At 47.4% G+C, this 23,732-nt stretch carries 27 protein-coding genes, 2 rRNA genes and 1 riboswitch; of the genes, 10 read left to right on the top strand and 19 right to left on the bottom strand.

Annotation, left to right across the window (positions count from 1 at the left end; translation table 11 throughout):
- Nucleotides 1-40: 40 nt before the first annotated feature.
- Nucleotides 41-427 carry a YgaP family membrane protein gene (locus tag ACQCT5_RS00145; RefSeq protein WP_499637529.1) on the top strand — a complete coding sequence of 129 codons (387 nt, stop codon included), beginning with the start codon at nucleotides 41-43 and terminating at the stop codon, nucleotides 425-427.
- 137 nt (nucleotides 428-564) lie between these two features.
- Nucleotides 565-675: an EYxxD motif small membrane protein gene (locus ACQCT5_RS00140; RefSeq protein WP_499637526.1), complete on the top strand. Its 111-nt coding sequence runs from the start codon at nucleotides 565-567 to the stop codon at nucleotides 673-675.
- Here the strand turns inward: ACQCT5_RS00140 and purD are convergent.
- The 14 genes from purD to ACQCT5_RS00070 form a co-directional block, all read right to left on the bottom strand.
- Nucleotides 647-1,921 carry a phosphoribosylamine--glycine ligase gene (gene purD, locus ACQCT5_RS00135; RefSeq protein WP_499637523.1) on the bottom strand — a complete coding sequence of 425 codons (1,275 nt, stop codon included), beginning with the start codon at nucleotides 1,919-1,921 and terminating at the stop codon, nucleotides 647-649. The two genes, ACQCT5_RS00140 and purD, sit on opposite strands and share 29 nt — an antisense overlap.
- Nucleotides 1,922-1,954: 33 nt before the next feature.
- A complete protein-coding gene (gene purH / locus ACQCT5_RS00130) occupies nucleotides 1,955-3,484 on the bottom strand; it encodes a bifunctional phosphoribosylaminoimidazolecarboxamide formyltransferase/IMP cyclohydrolase (protein WP_499637520.1) in 1,530 nt (509 codons plus the stop codon).
- Nucleotides 3,485-3,679: 195 nt separating this feature from the next.
- The gene (purN, locus tag ACQCT5_RS00125; RefSeq protein ID WP_499637518.1) at nucleotides 3,680-4,258 is read right to left on the bottom strand and encodes a phosphoribosylglycinamide formyltransferase; all 579 of its coding nucleotides are present in this window, start codon (nucleotides 4,256-4,258) and stop codon (nucleotides 3,680-3,682) included.
- Nucleotides 4,255-5,295, bottom strand: coding sequence for a phosphoribosylformylglycinamidine cyclo-ligase (gene purM, locus ACQCT5_RS00120; protein ID WP_499637515.1), 1,041 nt, complete (start codon nucleotides 5,293-5,295; stop codon nucleotides 4,255-4,257). The genes purN and purM overlap by 4 nt, the downstream gene beginning before the upstream one ends.
- A gap of 421 nt (nucleotides 5,296-5,716) precedes the next feature.
- Entirely contained in the window at nucleotides 5,717-7,129 is a 1,413-nt protein-coding gene (gene purF, locus ACQCT5_RS00115) for an amidophosphoribosyltransferase (protein WP_499637512.1), read from the bottom strand.
- Entirely contained in the window at nucleotides 7,114-9,333 is a 2,220-nt protein-coding gene (gene purL, locus ACQCT5_RS00110; RefSeq protein WP_499637509.1) for a phosphoribosylformylglycinamidine synthase subunit PurL, read from the bottom strand. The genes purF and purL overlap by 16 nt, the downstream gene beginning before the upstream one ends.
- The gene (purQ, locus tag ACQCT5_RS00105) at nucleotides 9,317-10,003 is read right to left on the bottom strand and encodes a phosphoribosylformylglycinamidine synthase subunit PurQ (RefSeq protein WP_499637506.1); all 687 of its coding nucleotides are present in this window, start codon (nucleotides 10,001-10,003) and stop codon (nucleotides 9,317-9,319) included. The genes purL and purQ overlap by 17 nt, the downstream gene beginning before the upstream one ends.
- Nucleotides 10,000-10,254, bottom strand: a complete 255-nt coding sequence (purS, locus tag ACQCT5_RS00100) for a phosphoribosylformylglycinamidine synthase subunit PurS (RefSeq protein ID WP_204419130.1) — start codon at nucleotides 10,252-10,254, stop codon at nucleotides 10,000-10,002. Before purS ends, purQ begins: the two co-directional genes overlap by 4 nt.
- A complete protein-coding gene (gene purC, locus ACQCT5_RS00095; protein WP_499637502.1) occupies nucleotides 10,247-10,966 on the bottom strand; it encodes a phosphoribosylaminoimidazolesuccinocarboxamide synthase in 720 nt (239 codons plus the stop codon). The genes purS and purC overlap by 8 nt, the downstream gene beginning before the upstream one ends.
- Nucleotides 10,967-11,209: 243 nt before the next feature.
- Complete coding sequence (purB, locus tag ACQCT5_RS00090) at nucleotides 11,210-12,502, bottom strand: adenylosuccinate lyase (RefSeq protein WP_499637499.1); 1,293 nt, start codon at nucleotides 12,500-12,502, stop codon at nucleotides 11,210-11,212.
- Nucleotides 12,499-13,644 (bottom strand): 5-(carboxyamino)imidazole ribonucleotide synthase, encoded by a 1,146-nt coding sequence (purK, locus tag ACQCT5_RS00085; RefSeq protein WP_499639060.1) that lies wholly within the window; start codon nucleotides 13,642-13,644, stop codon nucleotides 12,499-12,501. The genes purB and purK overlap by 4 nt, the downstream gene beginning before the upstream one ends.
- Nucleotides 13,637-14,125: a 5-(carboxyamino)imidazole ribonucleotide mutase gene (gene purE / locus ACQCT5_RS00080; protein WP_499637496.1), complete on the bottom strand. Its 489-nt coding sequence runs from the start codon at nucleotides 14,123-14,125 to the stop codon at nucleotides 13,637-13,639. The genes purK and purE overlap by 8 nt, the downstream gene beginning before the upstream one ends.
- Nucleotides 14,126-14,258: 133 nt before the next feature.
- Nucleotides 14,259-14,361: riboswitch (purine riboswitch) on the bottom strand.
- A 92-nt stretch (nucleotides 14,362-14,453) separates the two neighbouring features.
- The gene (locus tag ACQCT5_RS00075) at nucleotides 14,454-14,660 is read right to left on the bottom strand and encodes an NETI motif-containing protein (protein WP_499637493.1); all 207 of its coding nucleotides are present in this window, start codon (nucleotides 14,658-14,660) and stop codon (nucleotides 14,454-14,456) included.
- Entirely contained in the window at nucleotides 14,624-15,178 is a 555-nt protein-coding gene (locus ACQCT5_RS00070; protein ID WP_499639058.1) for a DUF2179 domain-containing protein, read from the bottom strand. Before ACQCT5_RS00070 ends, ACQCT5_RS00075 begins: the two co-directional genes overlap by 37 nt.
- Before the next feature lie 206 nt (nucleotides 15,179-15,384).
- Here ACQCT5_RS00070 and ACQCT5_RS00065 point away from each other — a divergent pair, with 206 nt between their 5' ends.
- Nucleotides 15,385-16,917, top strand: coding sequence for a glycine betaine uptake BCCT transporter (locus ACQCT5_RS00065; RefSeq protein WP_499637490.1), 1,533 nt, complete (start codon nucleotides 15,385-15,387; stop codon nucleotides 16,915-16,917).
- A gap of 65 nt (nucleotides 16,918-16,982) precedes the next feature.
- Here ACQCT5_RS00065 and ACQCT5_RS00060 read toward each other — a convergent pair whose 3' ends face one another.
- Nucleotides 16,983-18,230 (bottom strand): MFS transporter, encoded by a 1,248-nt coding sequence (locus tag ACQCT5_RS00060; RefSeq protein WP_499637487.1) that lies wholly within the window; start codon nucleotides 18,228-18,230, stop codon nucleotides 16,983-16,985.
- 264 nt (nucleotides 18,231-18,494) lie between these two features.
- On the opposite strand from ACQCT5_RS00060, the gene ACQCT5_RS00055 reads away from it, so the two are divergent.
- The 7 genes from ACQCT5_RS00055 to ACQCT5_RS00025 all read left to right on the top strand — a co-directional run bounded on the left by ACQCT5_RS00055 (nucleotide 18,495) and on the right by ACQCT5_RS00025 (nucleotide 22,052).
- On the top strand, nucleotides 18,495-18,938 hold the full coding sequence (locus ACQCT5_RS00055; RefSeq protein ID WP_204419178.1) for an Hsp20/alpha crystallin family protein: 444 nt from the start codon (nucleotides 18,495-18,497) through the stop codon (nucleotides 18,936-18,938).
- Nucleotides 18,939-19,108: 170 nt separating this feature from the next.
- The gene (sigY, locus tag ACQCT5_RS00050) at nucleotides 19,109-19,648 is read left to right on the top strand and encodes an RNA polymerase sigma factor SigY (RefSeq protein WP_499637484.1); all 540 of its coding nucleotides are present in this window, start codon (nucleotides 19,109-19,111) and stop codon (nucleotides 19,646-19,648) included.
- Nucleotides 19,641-19,970, top strand: a complete 330-nt coding sequence (locus ACQCT5_RS00045; protein ID WP_499637481.1) for a YxlC family protein — start codon at nucleotides 19,641-19,643, stop codon at nucleotides 19,968-19,970. Before sigY ends, ACQCT5_RS00045 begins: the two co-directional genes overlap by 8 nt.
- Complete coding sequence (locus ACQCT5_RS00040; RefSeq protein ID WP_386644864.1) at nucleotides 19,967-20,176, top strand: transcriptional regulator; 210 nt, start codon at nucleotides 19,967-19,969, stop codon at nucleotides 20,174-20,176. The genes ACQCT5_RS00045 and ACQCT5_RS00040 overlap by 4 nt, the downstream gene beginning before the upstream one ends.
- A 5-nt stretch (nucleotides 20,177-20,181) precedes the next feature.
- On the top strand, nucleotides 20,182-20,367 hold the full coding sequence (locus tag ACQCT5_RS00035) for a PLD nuclease N-terminal domain-containing protein (RefSeq protein WP_499637477.1): 186 nt from the start codon (nucleotides 20,182-20,184) through the stop codon (nucleotides 20,365-20,367).
- Between the two features lie 15 nt (nucleotides 20,368-20,382).
- Nucleotides 20,383-21,279, top strand: a complete 897-nt coding sequence (locus tag ACQCT5_RS00030) for an ABC transporter ATP-binding protein (RefSeq protein WP_499637474.1) — start codon at nucleotides 20,383-20,385, stop codon at nucleotides 21,277-21,279.
- Nucleotides 21,276-22,052: an ABC transporter permease gene (locus tag ACQCT5_RS00025; RefSeq protein WP_499637471.1), complete on the top strand. Its 777-nt coding sequence runs from the start codon at nucleotides 21,276-21,278 to the stop codon at nucleotides 22,050-22,052. Before ACQCT5_RS00030 ends, ACQCT5_RS00025 begins: the two co-directional genes overlap by 4 nt.
- A gap of 15 nt (nucleotides 22,053-22,067) precedes the next feature.
- On the opposite strand, the gene ACQCT5_RS00020 is transcribed toward ACQCT5_RS00025, so the two are convergent.
- The 4 genes from ACQCT5_RS00020 to ACQCT5_RS00005 all read right to left on the bottom strand — a co-directional run.
- Nucleotides 22,068-22,604 (bottom strand): P-loop NTPase family protein, encoded by a 537-nt coding sequence (locus tag ACQCT5_RS00020; RefSeq protein WP_499639056.1) that lies wholly within the window; start codon nucleotides 22,602-22,604, stop codon nucleotides 22,068-22,070.
- Between the two features lie 424 nt (nucleotides 22,605-23,028).
- Complete coding sequence (locus ACQCT5_RS00015) at nucleotides 23,029-23,151, bottom strand: hypothetical protein (RefSeq protein WP_499637467.1); 123 nt, start codon at nucleotides 23,149-23,151, stop codon at nucleotides 23,029-23,031.
- Between the two features lie 149 nt (nucleotides 23,152-23,300).
- Nucleotides 23,301-23,417, bottom strand: a 5S ribosomal RNA gene (gene rrf, locus ACQCT5_RS00010).
- An 81-nt stretch (nucleotides 23,418-23,498) separates the two neighbouring features.
- Nucleotides 23,499-23,732 (bottom strand): 23S ribosomal RNA (locus ACQCT5_RS00005); the annotation flags it as partial.

The following is a 23,732-nucleotide window of genomic DNA, read 5'->3' as shown; positions in this document are numbered from 1 at the left end:
GTAGAAAGTTCATGCTAAAACATAACTGGAGGGAATTATTATGAAACCGAATATCGGTATAATCAACGCGTTAATCCGTCTTACTGCAGGATTTACCATTCTTGCATGGATCATCAGCAAAATGGTGAGAAGGCCGTATCGTGATTCCTACATACTTGTTGCCCTGCTTGCAGCAATGAAAATTGGGGAAGGCATACTCAAATATTGCCCCATAACAGACCTGTTTGAACGCTATCAAGGGAACCGCGCCCACAAGGATGACTTTGATTTCGGAGACGATTCCGGAGACAGCCACAAGAACGAAAGCAGTAGCAACAAAGACTTCAAAAAAACAGCAGATGAATTCGACCTAGACTTTGACGACCTTCGCCAACAGCTAGAAGGCGACGGCGATGGCACTGGTGCAAGCTCCTATAACCCATCTTAGGGCTTATGGTAAGGCATCATATGGGTAAAAAAATTCCTTTGGGGGCCAGACCCCCAAAGGAATTTCATTCTCCATGTCGAACCTAATATAGTTTATGCTTTTCCATTCCATATCCCCATTAAAGGAGGTTGGTCCGTATGTTCTTGGAGTACTTGACGGATATGTCGTTTGTGTTGGCTTCGGTGATCGGTGGCATTGTTGCGATTCTGTTTGTGTTTGTCAAACGGAAGAGACGCCGGCCGCAATAGCTTTGTAGGCAATATCCTTTCGGTTGAAGAGGTTGTCGCTCTTTACCTTGCCGAGCTCTTCATATACCTTTTGCTGTGCGATCACCAAAGATGGATCCTTTGCTGCCACAAGCAGCACCCTGCCGCCGTTTGTGACGAGGCGCCCTGCCTCATCCCTGTTTGTGCCGGCGTGAAATACCATCGCCCCGTCTACCTCTTCGATACCTTCGATTACTCCACCATTCTCATATGCTTCCGGGTATCCCTTTGAAGCGGACACGACACCGACAACGGCTTCATCAGACCACTCAAGCTCCAATTCCTCCTGCTTGAGGACCTTCAGGAATACTTCGCCGAGATCTGACTCCAGCCGCGGCAATACCACCTGTGTTTCCGGATCACCGAAGCGCGCATTAAATTCGATCACTTTCGGGCCTTTCTTTGTCAGGATCAAGCCTGCATACAATATCCCCACAAATGGTGTCCCTTCACTGACCATTGCTTCAGCAGCAGGAATCAGGATTGTTTCCAACGCCTCGTCCACGATCTCTTTCGGGATATGGGGGACTGGTGAATAGGCACCCATTCCACCGGTATTCGGTCCCTGGTCCCCGTCAAACGCACGCTTATGATCCTGCGCAATGACCATCGGATACACCTTTTTTCCATTTACAAAAGCCATGAATGAAAATTCTTCTCCAGCAAGGAATTCCTCGACCACCACTTTGCTTGATGCTTCTCCGAATTTCGATTCTGCCATCATCTCATGGATCGCCTCAAGTGCTTCCTCATCCGTCATGGCAACGACGACTCCCTTTCCTGCCGCCAATCCATCCGCCTTCAGCACGATCGGAGCGCCCTTGCTTTCTATATAGACTCTTGCTTCCTCATACGAATCGAATGTCTCGTAGCCTGCAGTCGGGATGCCGTACTTTTTCATCAGGTCCTTTGCAAAGCTTTTGCTCCCTTCGATCAGGGCCGCGGCTTTGCTCGGGCCGAATATCTGCAGTCCCGATTCTACGAACGCATCGACTATCCCATTCAATAAAGGGACTTCCGGTCCAACGACTGTAAGATCGACCGCTTTTTCTTTTGCAAAAGAAATCAGGGCGGACGTGTCCGTTTCTTCGATTGGTACATTTGTGCCAAGGCCTTCCATTCCTACATTGCCTGGTGCGATGAAGATTTCTGTAACGGATGGGCTTTGAGAAAGCTTCCAGACGATCGCATGCTCTCTTCCACCTTTTCCAACTACCAATACTCTCATTGAAACTCCTCCAGTCGTAAAAGTAATATAGGATCAATGCTTGAAATGACGAACTCCCGTAAATACCATCGCGATTCCATATTCATCTGCTTTTTTGATGCTGTCCTCGTCGCGGATGGAGCCTCCCGGTTGGATGATTGCTGTGATGCCTGCTTTTGCGGCAGCTTCCACGGTGTCATCCATCGGGAAGAATGCGTCAGATCCGAGTGCAGATCCTACCGCTTTTTCCCCTGCTTGTTCCATGGCGATCCTAGCTGCTCCAACTCGGTTCATCTGGCCGGCACCGACACCTACTGTCTGGTTCCCTTTTGCAAGGACAATGGCATTGGACTTCACATGCTTCACCACTTTCCAGGCAAGCTTGAGATCCTCCCATTCCTTTTCTGTCGGCTCGCGTTTCGTCGGTACCGTGATATTCGCTTCATCAAGGCCTGCATAGTCCTCTTCCTGCACAAGCAATCCGCCGCGGATGGAAGCATAACGGGTCGCGGTGCCACCCTGATCGCCCATCTCGAGTGTCATCAGTCGAAGGTTTTTCTTCTGCTTCAGCACTGCCAATGCTTCCTCTGAGAAAGCTGGTGCCACAATGATTTCAAGGAACAGCTCATGTAAAAGCTCTGCAGTCGCTTTGTCCACTTCGGTATTGAATGCGACGATGCCGCCAAAGATGGATACCGGATCTGCTTCGTATGCACGCTGGTAGGCTTCAAGTGCAGTCGCCCCGACACCCACCCCACAAGGATTCATGTGCTTGACCGCAACAACGGCCGGCTCGGTGAATTCCTTCACGATCTGAATCGCAGTGTCGGCGTCATTGATGTTGTTGTAGGATAATTCCTTCCCGTGCAGCTGGGTTGCAGAAGCGATCGAGAACTTGGAAGCAAGTGGCGCTTCATAGAATGCCGCCTTCTGATGCGGATTCTCCCCGTAGCGCAGGTCCTGTTTCTTTTCAAACGTAACGGTCAGTGATTCAGGGTGTGCTTCTTCCACCGCTTCTGTCAGATAGCCGGCAATCATAGCGTCATACGCAGCTGTATGGCGGAAAACCTTTGCTGCTAGACGACGGCGTGTTTCCGCTGTCGTTTTGCCGGATTCCCTGATTTCGTTCAGGACTCCTTCATAATCGGCCGGGTCGACCATCACCGTAACATCCTGATGGTTTTTTGCCGAAGCTCTCAGCATTGTGGGGCCACCGATATCGATGTTTTCAATCGCATCTTCAAACGTAGTTCCCTCTTTGGAAATCGTCTCTTTAAAAGGATAAAGATTTACGACAACCAAATCGATTGGCGTGATGCCATGCTCCTGAAGCTGCTCTTGGTGGCTTGCGTCCTCTCTTCTCGCCAAAAGTCCCCCATGGATCATCGGGTGAAGCGTTTTGACACGTCCATCCAGAATTTCCGGAAAGCCTGTAACCGCAGAAATCCCCGTTACTTGAACCCCATTTTCTTCAAGAATTGATTTTGTCCCGCCTGTGGAAATAACCTCCACACCTAATTCAACAAGCTGCTGTACAAATGGTACGATTCCTGCTTTATTCGAAACACTGACTATTGCTCTCATTGGCTGATTTTCTCTCCTTTATTTAAAGGCTGTTTTCGCATACATTATTGCTTTTTCGTATACAATTATAGCCCGTAATATTACTCGTCTTCGTGCTCTTTTCCAATTTGGAACATTGGTTACCAAATAAATTTGACGTAGTTAATGCAGTAAAAAATCCAAATGCCGATTTTTTACGGACAAAAGCAACAAACTTTAAGAAAAGAGCTTATTTGAAAAAAGTTGGTGTAATGTCTTAGGGTAAAAAATATGCTCTATTGTTTGTATCTTCTTTTGTAAGGATTCTCTAGTCTCATCCTCAGCCACCTCAATCGGAACCTGGGCAATGATTGGTCCTGTGTCCATGCCTTCATCCACAAAATGAATGGTGATGCCTGTCACCTTCACCCCGTACTCAAACGCCTGCCCGATTGCATCCAGTCCTGGAAAAGCGGGAAGAAGCGAAGGATGAATGTTCACGATACGTCCCTTATAAGCGGAAAGCAGGGTCGGCCCAATCAGCCTCATATAGCCGGCAAGAACGATAAAATCTACCTTGTGCGCTTGAAGCTGCTGTAAAACGGCATTTTCATAGGCTGCCTTGTTCGGATACTCTTTTGGAACAAAGGCAACTGCCTGAATTCCTGTACGTTCCGCCCTCTCGATCGCATATGCGCCAGGCTTATCGCAGATTAATAGAGCCGGCTCTGCATCAAGCAATCCTTCCCGGCAGGCATCCAAAATCGCCTGGAAATTGGAGCCGCTCCCAGATGCAAAAATGGCGATTCGTTTCATCGGATTTCTCCCCCGCCAAAGGTGATGCCATCTCCCTCTTTTACACGGCCGATGAGGTAAGCTTTTTCTCCGTTCCCCTCTAGGATCTGGACCACTTCCGGTAAAATCTCTTCATTCACCGCAAGCACCATTCCGATTCCCATGTTGAAAATATTGAACATCTCCGTGCGGTTCAGCTCTCCCACTTCCTGCAGAAGATCGAATATCGGCGGGATCGGCCATGTACCATAATCGATTTCCGCCTGCATCCCCTCTGGTAGCATGCGTGGGACATTTTCGATGAAGCCACCGCCTGTAATGTGCGCCATGCCGTTGATATCATATTTTTTCAGCACTTCGAGGATCGGCTTCACATAGATTTTTGTCGGTGTTAAAAGCTCTTCTCCAAGCGTGCGGTTAAGTCCTTCATACTTTTGGTTCAAATCCAATTTGCCTTTTTCAAAGACAATTTTGCGCACCAGTGAATAGCCATTGCTATGGATCCCGCTTGACGAAAGGCCGATCAGTACATTACCCGGTTTGATATTTTCACCGGTGATGAGACGCTCCTTGTCTACAACGCCTACCGTAAAGCCGGCCAGGTCGTATTCCTGCTCATCATACATGCCAGGCATTTCCGCTGTCTCCCCGCCAACAAGTGCACAACCTGCCTGCTCGCAGCCATCGGCAATCCCTTTTACAATCATTTCGATTCTTTCGGGATCTGCCTTCCCGCATGCAATATAGTCCAGAAAATATAAAGGCTCCGCGCCTTGGACCACTACATCGTTGACACACATCGCAACTGCATCCAATCCTATTGTGTCATGTTTATCTAGATGAAAGGCAAGCATCAGCTTCGTTCCTACACCGTCTGTCCCTGATACGAGCACCGGGTTCTTCACGTTCACTGCTGATAGGTCAAAAAGGCCGCCAAACCCTCCGAGACCTCCCAAACATTCTGGTCTCATCGTTCTTGCCACATGCTTTTTCATTCGTGACACCGCTTCGTAGCCTGCTTCTATATCTACACCTGCTTGCTTGTATGCATTTGCCATATGTGTCTCCCTTCCATGGAAAAAAGTATTATTATTTGTTGGTTATGACGTGATGGCCGGTGGGCACGGGTGTGTTTTTGTGGATATGGTGCAAATTGTCTGCTGTGTGGATGGAGTTTTGCTTGGATTAGGGTCGGCAGCTCTCGGCCTTAAACTGCAATCTGTCCATTTCTGGGCAAAATCGATGCAACTATCGTGATAATCGATCCAAAAGTCCAGATAATCGATCCGGAATGGAGCATAATCAATCCAAAACCATCCATTATCAATCCGTTTTCGAAATTAACCCATCTATCCAAAGGCATTTGGCACAGACAAACATTATTACTCGGGAAGGCTCTCCTCTACTCAAAGCCTACCCAGACCTCAACACCCGATCACCAGAAAAGCGACGAATCTCCCCGCCGCTTTTATTTTCAAATCAGCACTTCTCATGAGGCAATACCGTGTCCGGGAATATCTCGGTCGGATATTTGCCTGTAAAGCACGCCATGCATGCTCCACCTGTTTCACCTTCATACGGTCTTGCGATTGCTTCCACCATGCCGCTTGGAGTCAAAAACGAAAGTGAATCCGCACCGATCAACTCTCTCATTTCCTCGATGGAATGGGACGAGGCGATCAGCTCTTCATGTGTGGAGGTATCGATGCCGTAGAAGCATGGGTTCTTGATTGGCGGTGAACTGATCCGGACATGGACCTCTGTTGCTCCCGCTTCACGAAGCATGCGGACAATCCGCTTGCTCGTGGTTCCACGAACGATGGAATCATCGACCATGACAACACGCTTGCCCTCGACCACTCCGCGTACCGGGGAAAGCTTCATCTTCACACCCTGCTCACGCAGAGATTGGGATGGCTGGATGAAGGTCCTGCCGACATATCTGTTTTTGATCAGGCCAAGCTCATACGGTATGCCAGAAAACTCTGCATAACCGATCGCTGCTGAAATGCTGGAATCAGGGACACCAGTCACGACATCCGCCTCGATCGGTGCTTCCATCGCCAGCTGCTTGCCAAGACTTTTGCGTGCTGTATGAACGTTGATGCCATCGATATTGCTGTCAGGTCTTGAAAAATAGATGTATTCCATGCTGCACATCGCACGCTGTGTATGCATCGTAAAGCGCTCAGAATGTAGGCCGCCGTTATCAATGATCAACAATTCTCCTGGCTCGATGTCACGGATGAAAGTCGCACCCACCACATCAAAAGCACAGGTTTCGGATGCCACCACATACGCATCATTCAATTTTCCAAGAGACAACGGACGCAATCCATTCGGATCCAATGCGACCATCATTTCCGTCTCCGTCATGATCAGGAAGGCATAGGCCCCTTTTAGCATCGACAGGGCATTTTTCACCCGATCCTTCAAAAGGGTATAACCGCTACGCTTGATCAGGTGCGCCAGCACTTCGGTGTCGGACGTAGTCTGTAAAATACTGCCCATGCTTTCAAGCTGATGCTTCAATGCGTTGGCATTTACCAGGTTTCCGTTATGCGCAAGTGCGAGACTGCCAGTTTGCGAGTGGAACAATAGCGGCTGAACGTTCTCGTAGCCGCCACCACCAGCCGTTGCATAGCGGACATGACCAATTGCCGCTTTGCCCTGCAGGTCATTCATTCTTCCATTTCCGAACACTTCGTTCACAAGGCCTTCCCCTTTTACTGCCGCAAGCTTCTCCCCATCCGTTGTAACGATTCCTGCTCCCTCTTGGCCACGGTGCTGCAGGCTGTGCAGCCCGTAATAGGTGATTTGGGAGGCTTCGGGATGTCCCCAGATCCCGAACACCCCGCACTCTTCGTTTAAGCCTTTTAGTTCAGCAAGCATGGAATTGCTCCTTTCCAAGCACTTATCATATCATCTACTAAAAGATGAACGGCAACCTCGCGCGACTTCGATTCGATATGCAAGGTGTTCGTCGACGTCACTTCCCCGATAAGGGTCGCCTTCACCATCTGTTCGAACTTCTCTTTGTTTTCCGGCTTTACGCTCAAGACAAAACGTGATTGCGTTTCACTGAATAAGGCTGAAGTCAGCTCGCCTTCCACTGTCACTCTTGCTCCAAGGCCTTTTGCACCCATCGCACTTTCAGCCAATGCTACACCGAGTCCGCCTTCTGAAATATCATGAGCCGATGCCACAAGGCCTGCACGGATTGCCGCCAGCACCTGCCCTTGACGGAATGCTTCCACCTGAAGGTCGATCGCAGGCGCTTTTCCGAAAATCTTGCCATAGGTCATTTTTTGCAGCTCACTGCCGCCAAAGTCCGCTCCGGTTTCCCCGATTACATAGATCAGGTCGCCTGCAGCTTTGAATTCCTGCGTTGTGATATGTGAAAGGTCATCGATCAATCCGACCATCCCTACGACAGGTGTCGGATATACCGCTACTCCGTTTGTTTCATTATATAAAGACACGTTTCCACCGATAACTGGTGCTTCGAGTGTTCTGCAAGCCTCGCTCATTCCGTCTGTCGCTTTCTCGATCTGCCAAAAGATCTCCGGCTTTTCCGGATTTCCGAAATTCAGGCAGTCCGTGATCGCCAAAGGCTTCGCGCCGGAGCAGACAACATTACGAGCCGCTTCGGCTACCGCGATTTTCCCGCCCACTTCAGGATCCAGGTAGAGATAGCGGGAATTACAGTCTGTTGTCATCGCGAGCGCTTTTTCTGTTCCACGGATGCGGACAACCGCTGCATCAGAGCCAGGCACTACCACTGTATTCGTGCGGACTTGATAATCATACTGGTCATATACCCATTCCTTGCTTGCGATGGTAGGCTGCTGCAATAAGGCAAGAAGCGTATCCTCGTAGCTTTCCACAACCGGTATGTCCGCTTCCATTTCCTGAAACTCCTTGTAGTAAAGAGGTTCAACGGAAGGCTTGTGGTAGACCGGTGCTTCCTCAGCAAGTGCATCCACCGGAACATCCGCGATTACCTCGCCTTTATGAATCAGGCGCAGCATTTTATCATCTGTCACTTTTCCAATTGATACTGCTTCTAAGCCGTATTTCGCTACAATCTCCTGTGCCTCATGCTCACGGCCCACTTCCACGACGATCAGCATGCGCTCTTGGGATTCGGAAAGCATCATTTCATAGCCTGTCATGCCTGTTTCACGCTGTGGTACGAGGTCAAGGTTCATTTCGATCCCGGATCCCGCTTTGGAAGCCATCTCTGCCGAGGAACTCGTCAGTCCTGCCGCTCCCATGTCCTGGATCCCGACCAAGCCGTCCCATTTAACAATCTCAAGGCATGCTTCAAGTAAAAGCTTCTCCATGAACGGATCGCCGACTTGAACTGCCGGACGCTTTTCTTCTGATGCATCGGATAGCTCCTCGGAAGCGAAAGTTGCACCGTGGATGCCGTCACGTCCTGTTTTTGCCCCAACATACATGACCGTATTGCCGACGCCCTTCGCCTGCCCTTTTTTGATATCTTCGTGGTTGATCAAACCGACACACATTGCGTTGACTAGCGGGTTGCCGTCGTAAGAAGGGTCGAACTGGATTTCCCCCCCTACCGTCGGGATCCCGACACAGTTCCCATAGCCAGCAATGCCTGCCACTACTTCTTCAAACAAATATTTTACACGCGGAGATGTCAGCTCTCCGAATCGAAGCGAGTTTAATAGTGCAATAGGACGCGCGCCCATCGAGAAGACGTCACGGATGATTCCGCCCACCCCTGTTGCCGCACCCTGGTACGGTTCAATTGCGGAAGGGTGGTTATGGCTCTCAATCTTGAACACTACCGCCTGATTGTCGCCGATGTCCACGATACCCGCACCCTCACCAGGACCTTGCAATACCTTTGGCCCCTCGGTTGGGAACTTGCGCAGAACTGGCTTTGAGTTCTTGTAGCTGCAGTGCTCCGACCACATAACAGAGAAAAGTCCTGTCTCCGTGTAGTTAGGCAAACGCCCAAGGATCTTTTCTACCATTAAAAACTCTTCATCGCTGAGGCCCATTTCTTTATAAATGCCCTCTTGCTTGATCATCTCTGGATTTGGTTCAAGAAGTAACGACATGTGATTCCCTCCAATTACGAACAATAGATTTAAAGAGTTTTAACCCATCATCACTGCCCAAAAGCTTGGAAACTGCTCTTTCAGGATGTGGCATCATACCAAGTACATTGCCCTTTTCATTTACAATCCCTGCGATATCCTGTAGACTACCATTTGGATTATCACCATAATAGGAGAAAGCAATTTGCCCATTGCTCTTTAACTTCCCAAAAGTTATCTCATCACAGTAATAATTTCCTTCCCCATGTGCGATGGGGATGGTGATAATTTCACCTTTATCGTAGCTTGATGTAAATAGCGTCTCATTGTTTTCCACTTTCAATTGAACAGGTCGGCACATGAACTTCAAGTCCTGATTTCTTCTCATTGCCCCTGGAAGAAGACCTGACTCTAGTAAAATCTGAAATCCGTTGCATACCCCTAAGATCGGCTTTCCAGCAACTGCCGCCTTTTGCACCTCAGGCATCACATTGGAAAAGCGTGCGATGGCGCCGGAGCGAAGGTAATCTCCGTATGAGAAACCGCCAGGAAGCAAGATCCCGTCAAATTCATCCAGGTTCGTGGCATCATGCCATACGTATTCCACTTCTTCACCTAGTTCGTCCTTGATTGCATGATACATATCTACATCACAGTTAGAGCCCGGAAACACGATGACTGCAAATTTCACGATCCCACTACCTCCTCCACCTCATAGCGGTAGTCCTCGATTACCGTATTCGCTAGTAATCTCTCACACATTTCTTTAACAAGCACATCAAGGTCACGGTCCGTTTTCTCAATCGTCAGCTCCAGGAACTTCCCGATGCGCACTTCCTCCACCTCTTTGTAGGAAAGACTATGAAGCGAATTTTTAACAGCTGTTCCCTGCGGATCTAGTACACTCTCTCTTAACGTTACAAATACCTTCACTTTATACATGCTGCTCTCCTCCGATACGCGCTAGAATTTTTTCGTATGCATCTGTCAAACTTCCTAAGTTCCTGCGGAAAACATCCTTATCCAATTTCTCGTTCGTGTCTTTATCCCAAAGGCGGCAAGTGTCAGGCGAAACCTCATCAGCCAGGATGATCTTGCCGCCAGCCGTTTTGCCGAATTCAAGCTTGAAATCGACGAGAGTCAGATCCTTTTTTACAAAAAATTCTGACAATAGAACATTAACCTTCTGCGCTAGATGCTTTAACACATCCACTTCTGCAGGTGTTGCCAGCTTTAAAAGCTCTATATGGTCTTCAGTTATCAATGGGTCTCCCAGGCTGTCATCCTTATAGTAGAATTCCACTATCGGTTGCTCCAATGCTATGCCTTCGTCGATGCCAAGGCGCTTTGCCATGCTGCCAGCAGTCACGTTGCGGACGACCACTTCCAAAGGAATGATGCTCACCTTCTGGACAAGCTGCTCAGTTTGGGACTTCTTTTCGATAAAATGATTTTCGATGCCGGCTTCATGAAGCATGGAAAATAGTAAACTTGTAATCTCGTTATTTAAACGGCCCTTGCCATCGATTGTTGCCTTCTTTTCCCCGTTAAAAGCGGTTGCAGAATTCTTGTACTCAATCCAGACCACGTTCTCATCTGTTGTTGCATACACCTTTTTCGCTTTGCCCTCATACATAAGGTCTGCTTTTTGCATTGGGGTTGCCTCCTTTTGATGTGGAAGATAATTTACTAGGTAAACACCGCTGTTGATTTCCGCACTAGGCGCAGCGACCCAATGGGCTTGCGAGAGCCTCCTCGGCTTCGCCTGTGGGGTCTCCACTAAACGCTACCTCCCGCAGGAGTCTTCGCCTATTGCTCCAATCAACAGCTAGCGACCCTAATAAATTTTTTTATAAGTGGTAGGGCTCAAGCTTTCCCTGAACCCCAGCACTCCTTTTTAAAGTCCTAGACGGGTGAAGATTGTCTCAACGTGCTGCAGGTGGTAGTTGTAGTCGAAGCAGTCTTCGATTTGTTCTACAGTGAGGCGGGATGTGATTTTCTCTTCGCCTTCCACTAGCTCGCGGAAGTGGACCTGCTTTTCCCATGCTTCCATCGCTTTCGGCTGAACTGTGTCGTACGCTTCCTCACGGGACATTCCTGTGTCGATCAGAGCCAGTAGTACACGCTGGGAGTAGATAAGACCTAGCGTGCGGTCCATATTGCGCTTCATATTCTCCGGGAATACCGTCAAGTTCTTGATGATGTTGCCGAAGCGATTCAGCATGTAGTTCAATGCAATCGTGGAATCCGGTAAAATGATGCGTTCCGCTGATGAGTGGGAGATATCTCTTTCATGCCATAGCGGCACATTCTCGTAAGCTGTCATCATGTACCCGCGGATCACACGCGCCAAGCCAGTCATATTCTCGGAACCGATCGGGTTGCGCTTATGCGGCATTGCCGATGAACCTTTTTGACCTTTGGCGAAGAACTCTTCTACTTCACGCGTTTCACTCTTCTGCAGGCCGCGAACCTCTACTGCAAACTTCTCGATGGACGTTGCGATCAAGGCAAGTGTTCCTAAGTAATGAGCGTGGCGGTCACGCTGCAGGGTCTGTGTAGAAATTGGCGCTCGCTGCAGTCCTAATTTTTCACACACATACTCTTCCACGAATGGATCGATATTGGCGTACGTTCCAACCGCTCCGGAAATCTTTCCGAACTCGATGCCTTCTGCTGCCTGCTTGAAGCGCTCGAGGTTACGTTTCATTTCCTCATACCAAAGGGCAAGCTTCAGACCAAATGTCGTCGGCTCCGCATGCACGCCATGTGTACGTCCCATCATGACGGTGTATTTATGGTCTTGCGCTTTTTCTTTTAAAATAGTGACAAAGCGCTCCAAGTCCGCCTGTAGGATGGCATTTGCTTGCTTCAGCTGATAGGACAATGCCGTGTCCACCACATCTGTTGAAGTCAATCCGTAGTGCACCCACTTCTTTTCTTCGCCAAGTGTTTCGGATACCGCTCTTGTAAAAGCAACCACGTCATGGCGCGTTTCCGCTTCGATTTCTTTAATGCGCTCGATATCAAATGACGCTTTCTCTCTAAGCACCTTTACATCTTCCTTCGGGATGTCCCCAAGCTCTGCCCATGCTTCACATGCCAGAATCTCTACTTCAAGCCATGCCTGGAATCGGTTTTCCTCTGTCCAGATAGCGCCCATTTCGGGTCTTGTATAACGTTCAATCATGTTAAAATCCTCCGTTCGTCTGTCTTCCATATCTGCAATGAAGCTTCTCGCTCCAAAGCCTGTTCCATTGTATCAGCTAGGATTGTGATATGTCCCATCTTGCGTTTTTCCTTGTTTTCCTTTTTCCCATAAAGATGAAGCTTCACGTCTTCGTATTCCGAAGTCTGCTCTAACGCACACTCGACATGCTCCCCTAATAGATTAACCATTACCACAGGCTTCCATAAGGTAGTTTTTCCAAGCGGCAGGCCACATATTGCGCGGATGTGCTGCTCGAACTGCGATGTTTCGCAGGCGTCTATCGTAAAATGACCTGAATTGTGGGGACGAGGTGCCAATTCGTTGATATAGATTGTGCCGTCTTCAAGGAGAAACATCTCTACTGCAAGCGTCCCGATCAGCCCAAGGCTATCTGCAATTGCTGTTGCGTATTCGATCGCTTTTACTTTTACTTCCTCATCAACTCTCGCAGGTACGATCGATTTATAGAGGATGTTTTCCCGGTGTTCGTTTTCCGCTACAGGGAAGGCTGCAATGTGCCCGTCCGTTCCTCTTGCCACCACAACCGAAATCTCTTTTTGAAAAGGTATCCATTTTTCCAGCACGCAATCCCCTTGTGCAAGGAGCGCTGCTGCCTGTTCAAGTGCCGTTTCATCCTTCAGGACAACCTGGCCTTTTCCGTCATAGCCGAAGCGGCAAGTTTTCAGTACCGCTGGATAACCAAGTTCCACGACCGCTTCCATAAGCTCTTCACGAGTGTGGACTTCCTTGTATGGTGCAACCTGAAGGCCTGCTGCCTCGATCGCCCTTTTTTCTGTCACGCGGTGCTGTGTAGCCTGGAGCACCCGGCTCCCTTGTGGAAGGTACGCGTTCTCCTCTAACCAGGTCAGCGCCTCGTAATCGATGTTTTCGAATTCATAGGTCACCACGTCCGATATCTCCGCAAGCTTCCTGATTGCGTCCTTGTCATCAAAGGCTGCCGTTATTTCCACATCGGCAAGCATACCGCATGGTGAATCTGGTGTCGGGTCCAATACTGCAATCCGGTAGCCCATCGCTCTTGCCGATATAGCCATCATCCTGCCAAGCTGTCCGCCGCCTATTATGCCAATCATTGATGGTGGTAGGATTTTTTTAAACAAGCTGCTCACTACTTTCCAACACCTGCAAGCGTGTTTTTTCTCGTCTTTCAGCGAGGCTATAGGCGATCTGTTCGTCAAACGCTCCAAGCATCTGTGCAGCTAAAAGCCCTGCATTCGTAGCACCCGCTTTTCCTATTGCCACTGTTGCAACCGGCACGCCGCCAGGCATCTGAACGATTGAAAGCAGGCTATCGAGACCGTTCAGGCTTTTGGATTGAACAGGTACCCCGATTACAGGCAAGGTGGTTTTGGCTGCGACCATCCCTGGCAGATGCGCCGCTCCACCGGCACCGGCAATGATCACCTTTAAGCCTCTTGTGCGAGCCTGCTCAGCATAGTCAAACATCAAATCCGGTGTGCGATGTGCCGAGACGACCTTCTTCTCGTATGGTATATGTAATTCATCCAGCACCTCGCAAGCATGCTTCATCGTTTCCCAATCTGAAGTGCTTCCCATGATAACTCCAACCAATGCGTTCATCCTGTTCCATCCTTTCAGGTGCTATTTTTTAAAAAATAGGAAAAGCCCAGCATAGACCGCCCCCTGCTAGAGGGAAAGCGATCCACCTGGGCTCCTGTCATAACAAAATAAGCCTTTGCCATAACAAACATAGATGATCGTAACTTCCCCTCATAGTCCGACCAATTTACGGCGGTCAGGTAGAGACTTATGGGCCATATTCCCAAAATTATATGAGGTTTCATTATTTCGTTGTTATCTACGTTTATCTTATCGGCAAATTCGGTTTTTGTCAACGGATATCATGAACAATAAGATCTGATTGTGAATTAATGTTCGTATTTTGGTGTTATTTTTCAACCAATTTACCTTCAAATATGATTTTTTTGCCAATTGGCAGTATTTCTTTATGTCCATCCTTTACCACCTCTTGGAAAATCGGTTCTTCCATTCTCCGTGATGGCTTGTACCCCTCTTTTTCCATACGGTCGAGGCACTGGCTGATGCTCTCATTTTCCATTACTTCAAAGCTTCGTTTTCGCGGCGTCTTTCCCATTCTTTGATTTTCCTTTCTTTCACTGCTTTCACCCAGAATCCTCCATGAATGGTTTTGGGTTCATATGCAATAATGAATGCCTTGGGATCATGTTCCTTTATTGCATGGTATAAGCCAACTTCATATTTTCTTGGCGTTAATATCTGCATCGCCATGCGGTCACCTTCCAGACCGTTAGCCTGCCAGTTTGTTACCCCATAGCCTTTTTCCCTTAAAAGCCTTGGCAGATCCTTGTCATATTCTTTTGTTATCACATTGACAGTTGTATAACCAAGTGCAAGCTTTTCCTCAATTTTCATGCCGACAATGACCCCAATCCCATACCCTAAGGCATAGGCGATCAGATTTTGTATTTCATCCAGGTTATCCAATACAAGCCCTAGACCGACCACATAGATCACGACTTCCACCATACTGATTCCTGCCGCCAAGTAGCGCTGCCCTTTTAGCGTGAGAATCATCCTTATAGTAAAAAACGACACATAGACAATATTTATTAAAATAATGATTGCTACCATAACCAAGCTGTTTTCTAGCAAAATTATCTACCCCCTCATTGCAAATTCAGTTACTAATTGTACGGGAACCTGCTAATGCATGTAAACACCAAATGCAAATTAATTGGACCAACGACCTATAAATGGTACGATTGTATAGTTGTCCATTTGGTAACAAATACTTAGAAGAGAGAAGTGATGAACATTTTTAAAGGAGTGAAGACAAGTTGAAGAAAACGACCCCTGTATTTATTGTTTCTATTATCGTTGCAGTCTTATTCATCATCTGGGGTGTCATGCCTTCCAGTGTACTTGGCAATGCAAGCCTTAACGCAGTGACAAGTGATATCCAGAGCTTCATTGTAGGAAAATTTGGATGGTTCTACTTATTGACCGCCACCTTTTTCCTATTATTCAGTGTTATTCTTATATTCACCAAGTACGGCCGCATTAAACTTGGCAAGGACACGGATGAACCGGAATACAGCTATCTGACCTGGTTCGCCATGTTATTCAGTGCCGGTATGGGTATCGGATTAGTATTTTGGGGTGCCTCAGAGCCGATGTATCATTTCTATGCCCCACCGACCGGTGAAGGGCAAACTGCTGAGTCAGCCCGGATAGCAATGCGCTATTCATTCTTCCATTGGGGGTTCCACCCATGGGCCATCTATTCGGTGATTGCCCTGGCGCTGGCCTACTTCCAATTCCGTAAAGGAACACCAGGTGTCATCAATCAGATCCTGCGTCCGATTTTTGGCGACAAGGTGGATGGAAAAGTCGGTGTATTCATCAACTTCATCGCAGTCTTTGCGACCATTTTCGGTGTAGCTACCTCACTTGGCCTTGGCGCCATTCAAATTAGTGGAGGACTTTCGAGCATAACGCCTGCTATCACGAACAATATCGCGACGCAGCTTGTGGTGATACTGGTCGTGACGGTTCTGTTCATGCTCTCTGCACAGACTGGCCTTAACAGAGGAATCAAATATTTGAGCAATCTGAATGTCGTCCTGGCGATAGGATTGATGCTGTTCTTGCTTTTCGCCGGTCCTACGAACTTTATCATGGACCTGTTTACAACGACAGTCGGAGGATATCTGCAAAGCCTTCCTTCCATGAGCTTCAGAATGTTTCCATTTGATCAGGACAACACATGGGTACAGGACTGGACCATTTTCTACTGGGCATGGTGGATTGCATGGGCGCCGTTTGTCGGCACCTTCATTGCCCGTATCTCCAAAGGCCGGACTATCCGCGAATTTTTACTTGGTGTACTTTTGGTCCCGACAATATTCGGTGGACTATGGTTCTCCGTATTCGGAGGATCTGCCATCTTCCTTGAGTATTTCAAGGACATTCCGGTCTACAGTGTCATTGAGTCACAAGGAATGGAAGTAGCACTGTTCTCTGTGCTACAAAATTATCCGCTTGGAATGGTCATGTCGGGACTTGCGATTTTCTTGATTTGTACGTTCTTTATCACGTCAGCCGACTCTGCGACCTTTGTCCTGGGAATGCAGACGACCAATGGAAGCCTGAACCCGCCTGGATCCGTGAAATTCACATGGGGTATCATCCAATCGGCGGCAGCAGCCATCCTGCTATGGACAGGCGGCCTCGAAGCGTTGCAAACCGCCTCCATCATCGCCGCCTTCCCATTCGCCATCATCATGATCCTGATGGTGTTCTCGCTGATCAAGGCATTCAAAGACGAAAGATTTACAGAAATAAAACCTGATGAACGGAAGATGAAATAACATTGAAAGGGGCCTGACCCTCAACGCTTTAAAGCGTTGAGGGTCAGGCCCCTATTTCTATTCTTCTATTTCATCTTCCGCACTTTCCCATACAGCATAGCCGCAGGAATGATCAGTACTCCACTGAGGACGATCGCGCTTCGGATATAGTATCTGGTTGCGATAACTCCGACAAATGGTCCCCCGAGTCCTTGGCCAACCGCGTTTCCCTGCCCCATGATGGAAAGGACCGTGGCCCTTGAGCCGCTTTCAAGCTGCTGATTTAACCATGTCTGATAGATCGGCGCTGTGATGGAACCGATGATACCCAACACCCAGAAGCTGAAAATTGCCCAATAGAAGGATGGAGCGAGACCAAAGATAATCGTGAAGACAACTTGCCCAAGTGTAAAATAGAATAAACTGTTTCGAATGACACGCGTCCTATTCACGTCAAATTTCCGTTGATACCATTCCATGGCGCCGATGCTTATCAAGGTACCCACGAAGTGGATGATGCCGAACCAGACAACTGGACTTAAGTTCCCGAGCTTCGGAAACGAATACGCCTCCAACAGATGCGCTTCCCATAGACGGTCAAACCCTTCCGAAGCGGCTCCCATCAATACCGTAACAAGAAGGAGCAACCACAGTATCGGCTTATTTTTAATAAAACCGATTCCCGAAACCAAAGTGGATTTCATGGCACGGAACGGCATTTCGACCGCTGCCGGTGTTCTGTCAAACCTTTCTTCTTTCATAAAGAAGCATAGGAATATCCCCAGTAACACGTAAATGCATCCACCAACCATATATGGAAGATTCAATGCGATGCCTGCCAATACGACACTTCCCACGATTCCGATAAGGCTAGCAATAAGACGAAGCTGATTAGCTCTCACAAAAATGGCAGCTATTGTCTCTTCTCCCGCTTCATCCGCAAGCCATGCCTGATCGGCTCCGCTTAGGAAAGTCTCACCTAGTCCCCGGATGATCTCCGCCACTAAAAGGGATACGAAAATAGCCAAAGCCCCAAATGCGAATGCATCCGTAAAATATGGGATCGCTCCCTCCAATATAAATGCACCGCCAAGTATAAAGGTCGCAGTGATGATCGAAAACCTTCTACTATAGGTGTCGGCCACCACGCCGGTTATCCCTTCAAAAAGGATGATCGTCACTTCAAGGACAGTCCCGATAAGAATGAGCTGAAGGGGATTCAGACCCAGCTCCTCTATATAGTAAATGGCATAGGTTGTAAACATAATAGCGCTTGCTAGTGAAATCAGAAAATGCATCGTGTAATAAATATGCTTTGTTTCAAGTGAATTCATTGTTACCTACCTTCCAATAAGTAACAACACTTCTTTATTTATGGTCCATGCTGTTACTTATTATTTGTCGTTCTCTCCGTGTTTTGTTTTCTTGCACATGTAAAGTTTTTTGACATGTTAAACACCTCCAATCTGAAATATATCAAAATTGGAAACCATTGTATTCTAAAAAATTTCGACAAATTGTATGTAGGCACATACCCAGTCCCCCTTGCATAGACTAATGGAAAGATGTTTATGGGTAGAAAGGAAGCGTGATGCGTGATGATGCCTTTTAATCAATTTAAGAACATGGGGGATTGGCGCAAGCAATGGGATCAGTTTTTTGGGGATGAATTCTGGAACGGATTTGAACCATATTTCCAGAATATGCAGACCCAGACGAACCTCTATAAAAAAGAAAATGAGCTCTTATGTGTGATGTGTCTCCCTGGACTCGTCAACCCGGAGCAGGTACAGCTCTACGTCCGTCCCCAGCAGCTCGAAGTAAAAGGACAAATCAACCTGGGGATTCAAGGCTATGAGCTGATCGAGGAGGGCATCGCCCAGGGCGACTTCCAGCGCAGCTTCGAACTGCCATTTCCAGTACGCGATGACAAAGTCGACGCCACCTACGAAAACGGCCTCCTCTTCATCCAGCTCCACCGCCACATCCCAAGCGACACCAAAAAACAAATCATCATCCAGCATGGAATAAAAAAAGGATAAAAAACCCTGTGGAGGGGCCAGACCCCCACAGGGTTTTTCTGTTCTATGTCGAATATCTACCAGGTTGGTCTTTTTTACCAATTAAATATTTTCATATTTTTTTTTTTGGTGTGAACGATATTAATTTTAGGAGCGTCTCATGGTTGACGCATGGAAAGGAGGCATCGAGTTTGGAGCAGGAAGATGATGTTTCTCTTATTAACAAAGCAATTACCGGGAACGATGATGCTTTTACGCTGCTGTTTCAGCGCTATTATACTTTCTTATATAAATATCTTTTAAAGCTAACCCTGAATGAAGATACTAGCAGCGAGCTGGCTCAGGAAACGATGGTCAAATGCTATCGAAACCTTGCCTCCTACAAAGGGGAGGGGAAATTCTCCACATGGATGATCTCCATTGCATCCCGGCTTTACATCGACACCATCCGAAAAAAAGAGCGGGAAAAGAAGAAAATCTCGAAAATCATGCACACCCTATCCAGACAGCTGAAATGGAATTCTCAAAACAGTGGGATGGAATGGAGCGATACCTTTACGGACTTCAATCAGCTGGAAGTAGAAGTCCGCACCCCCATACTCCTAAGGCACTATTACGGCTACACCTATGAGGAGATTGGAAACATGCTTGGAATCAAACCTGGAACGGTAAAGTCACGGGTCCACAATGGAATCAAAATGCTGCGAAAGGAGTGGGAAGTCGATGAGTAGACAGGATAATGAAAAAGACAACACAATATCAAAGCTCCAAAAAGACTGGAAACAGCTTGATGAACTTGGGACGCCTCCTATCCCCACTTTGGAAACATTGAACGAACAGCTATACGCCGCAAAAGTCGAAAGAAAAAGAGCATTTCACAAAGAACTGAGCATATTCATCTTAACGGCGCTTGTCATCCTGACTGCATTGACTGCGGCAGTCCTGCAAGCACCCACCTTATTTATCGTAACGCAAGTATCCGCACTGATCCTGGCACCAATCATTTTCTATGTGTTAACCAAAAGAAAACAGGAAGGCCGCATCCTATCATGACCGATAAAGAATTATACATTCTACTGCCGTTGCTCATTCCCGTTCTTTTGACTCAAAGTATCCTCCTATTCATCGATGCAAAAAAGAAAGGAAGCTACGCCTGGTTCTGGGGAATCTGGGGACTTATCCAATTTCCCATGCCAACCTTGTTTTACCTCTTGTTCGTCATACTGCCTTATCATAGAAAAAAGAAAAAGGAGCTGTAAATCTCATGGAATTAAACTGGGCAATCCTCACACCGATCATTATTCTGCAAGCAATCCTCACGCTTGCTGCACTTGTAAGTTGCATCAAGCAGGAAGAAACAAACGGACCTAAATGGTTGTGGATCATCCTCATCCTCTTCATCAACACCCTCGGTCCGATCCTATATTTCGTTGTTGGACGAAAAAACTAGTTAGGGGCGAAGTTCGTGTTAGCAGAAGTTAAACAATTAACCAAAACATATAAACAGCATCAAGCAGTGAAAAACATTTCCTTTCAAATTGAAAAAGGGCAATGTGTCGCTCTCCTCGGTCCCAATGGCGCAGGAAAGACGACCTCCCTCCAAATGCTCGCGGGACTCCTCACACCAACTTCCGGCACAATTCAATTTCCGGAGCATACAAAAAAGGACTATCGTGAGCTGATCGGCTTCCTTCCGCAGCATCCTTCCTTTTTTTCCTGGATGACTCCCAAGGAGTTTCTGCAATTTGCCGGCAAGCTTTCCCATTTGCCAAAAAAACAATTAACGGCCAAAATTGACGAAGTATTGGAGTTTGTCAGCCTTACAGATGTGAAAAATAAAAAGATCGGCGGCTTCTCCGGTGGGATGAAACAGCGTCTCGGATTGGCACAGGCCCTCCTGCATGACCCAGAGTTACTCATTCTCGACGAACCTGTATCCGCGCTTGATCCGAACGGGCGACGTGATGTACTAAGAATTCTGGAAGAATTGAAAAGTAAAATGACCATCCTGTTCTCCACCCATGTCCTGCACGATGCCGAACAGGTTTGCGACAGCGTCATCATGCTGAAAGATGGGGAAATCAAATGGCACGGCAGTCTGGCTTCCTTAAAGGAGAATCACTCCACTTCCGCCATCAGGATCAAAACGGCAGAATCACTTGAACAGACCTTTAATGGCATCCCGAACCTGACCCATATCGACTTTCAAGATACCCATACTGCGACCCTCTACTATGAAGAAACAGCCTTCAGCACCCATCATCTTTTAAGCAGATTAGTAGAAAATAGAATGACCCTATTACATTTTGAAAAACTACAAGATTCCCTAGAGGATGCGTATATGAAGGTGATGAACTCATGAAAAATTTCCTGACTTTATTACAAAAAGAACTTACAGAAAGCCTCCGTAACGGAAAATGGATATGGCTTCCGATCGCCATCATCCTGATCGGCATCAGCCAGCCGATCACTACCTATTACATGCCACAGATCCTGGAATCTGCCGGTAACCTACCTGAAGGGGCAGTCATTGAAATACCAACTCCTTCAGGGGAAGAAGTGCTGGTATCCACCTTAGGCCAATTCGGAACAATCGGGACACTATTATTCGTCCTCGGATCCATGAGCGCCATATCCATGGAGCGCCAAAACAGCTCCCTTACACTAGTGATGGTACGTCCAGTCAGCCCTTTTCAATACATCGCAAGCAAATGGGCTGCCCAGCTGCTCATTGCACTGGTCTCATTCATTGCAAGCTATGTACTTGTCTGGTATTATACGAATCTATTATTCAATCCCGTGGATTGGAACCTCATGCTCTCCAGTCTCGGCATATACAGCCTATGGATTGTATTTATCATATCAGTCACCACACTTGCAGGAACCTTACTTAAAGCATCCAGCGGAATCGCCGGAATCAGCATCAGCCTTCTAGCCGTCCTGTCCGTTTCATCCGGGCTGTTCACCAGGTTTATGGAATGGAGTCCCACAAACCTGAGATCCCATGCTTCTGCTGTACTTATGCAAGGTGAGCTGGTGGATAACGGCTTGCTGGTGATTTTCACAACAGTTGGATTGTCATTGATATTCGTTTTGTTTGCCACTTTTAATTTCAAGAGATTTGAACAGTTCTAAAAAAGGGGCGGTTGCTTAGTTGGCAACCACCCTTTTCTGCTTTTCTAGCCCACTTATGTACTCCTCTATCTCCCTTTTGTTCTTCAGGACAATGATCGTTTTCCCTTTTCCGTATTGGCGGAATCGCTCTCTCATCTTTTTTTTACGAGCATAATAGGTGCTATAAATGAATTTTATGAAAGTCCATTCCATCTTTTCCTCACAGCCTTCCCCCATGTCGGGCCTTGTCTTCCCCAGGTTTGTCAGCCACCGCTTGATCACCCGGTATAAGCATGTATACAGTGGAACCTCAAGGTATATCATCGTATCCGCATGCTTTGCCCTGATATCAAATGTGCTGGTATAGTTTCCTTCGATAATCCATTCCTTCTTGTGGTTCACTATCTCCTGCTGTGCTTGAGCAAATTCCTCTTTGCTCGCCTCCACCCAATTCGGCTTCCAAAAAAGTCGATCCAGATGATGCACCTCTATCGCTAATGCCTTACTCAATCTCCTGGCAAATGTAGACTTCCCGGCACCGGCAGATACCCCTATGACCATGATTCGTTTAATGGAAATCCCCCCCTTTGTTGTAGATTATTAGTATAGCTTACTTTTATGTTCGTGACGACAAGTATGAAATGTGAATAAATCTGTAAAGGAGAAATTCACTGGAAAGCTGTGATGGCTGAACTTGGAGAAGTGGGGGCTTAAATAGCTTGTATGATATCCTCACTACCTGTTTTTTTGCTGAGTGAGGGTATCATTCTGCTTGATTTATACCTTCACTACCTGGTATTTCGTTGGGTCAGGGTATCATTCTGCCTGTTTGGTACCCTCACTACCTGATTTTGAGCGGAGTCAAGGTATCATTCTGTCTGTTTAATACCCTCACTACCTGATTTTAAGCGGAGTCAAGGTATCATTCTGCCTGTTTAATACCCTCACTACCTGATTTTAAGCGGAGTCAAGGTATCATTCGATCTGTTTAATACCCTCACCACATGATTTTAAGTAGAGTCAGGGTATCATTTCTACTAAGCACTTCTATCCCCACCACTACACTCATCCAAAGAACAAAAACCAACTCCCCATCCACACCAGTGCCTGGCCCCTCCATCCACCACCCAACCTCTCTCTCCTCCAAACAAAAAAAGAGGGGCCTGGCACTAATAAGTACCATCCCCCACTACACCAATCCAAAAGACTAAACCAAAGACAAACACAAAAAAAGACCAGCACCTAAGCACTGATCTTTCCCCTAAATTTGCCTGGCAACGTCCTACTCTCACAGGGGGACAGCCCCCAACTACCATCGGCGCTGAAGAGCTTAACTTCCGTGTTCGGTATGGGAACGGGTGTGGCCTCTTCGCCATCATTACCAGACATATTCAGTTGAAGGATGTTCCTTCAAAACTAGATAACGTTTTTTCTTACCAAGATTCACAAAGTATCGTTCATTGTTTTTGGGTTAAGTCCTCGATCGATTAGTATTCGTCAGCTCCACATGTCGCCATGCTTCCACCTCGAACCTATCTACCTGATCATCTTTCAGGGATCTTACTTGCCGAAGCAAAAGGAAATCTCATCTTGAGGGGGGCTTCATGCTTAGATGCTTTCAGCACTTATCCCGTCCGCACGTAGCTACCCAGCTATGCCTTTGGCAAGACAACTGGTACACCAGCGGTGCGTCCATCCCGG

Source organism: Sutcliffiella halmapala, from assembly GCF_050107295.1.
Taxonomy (GTDB): Bacteria; Bacillota; Bacilli; order Bacillales; family Bacillaceae_I; genus Sutcliffiella_A; species Sutcliffiella_A halmapala_A.
This window is presented reverse-complemented; position numbering and strand designations above follow the sequence as displayed.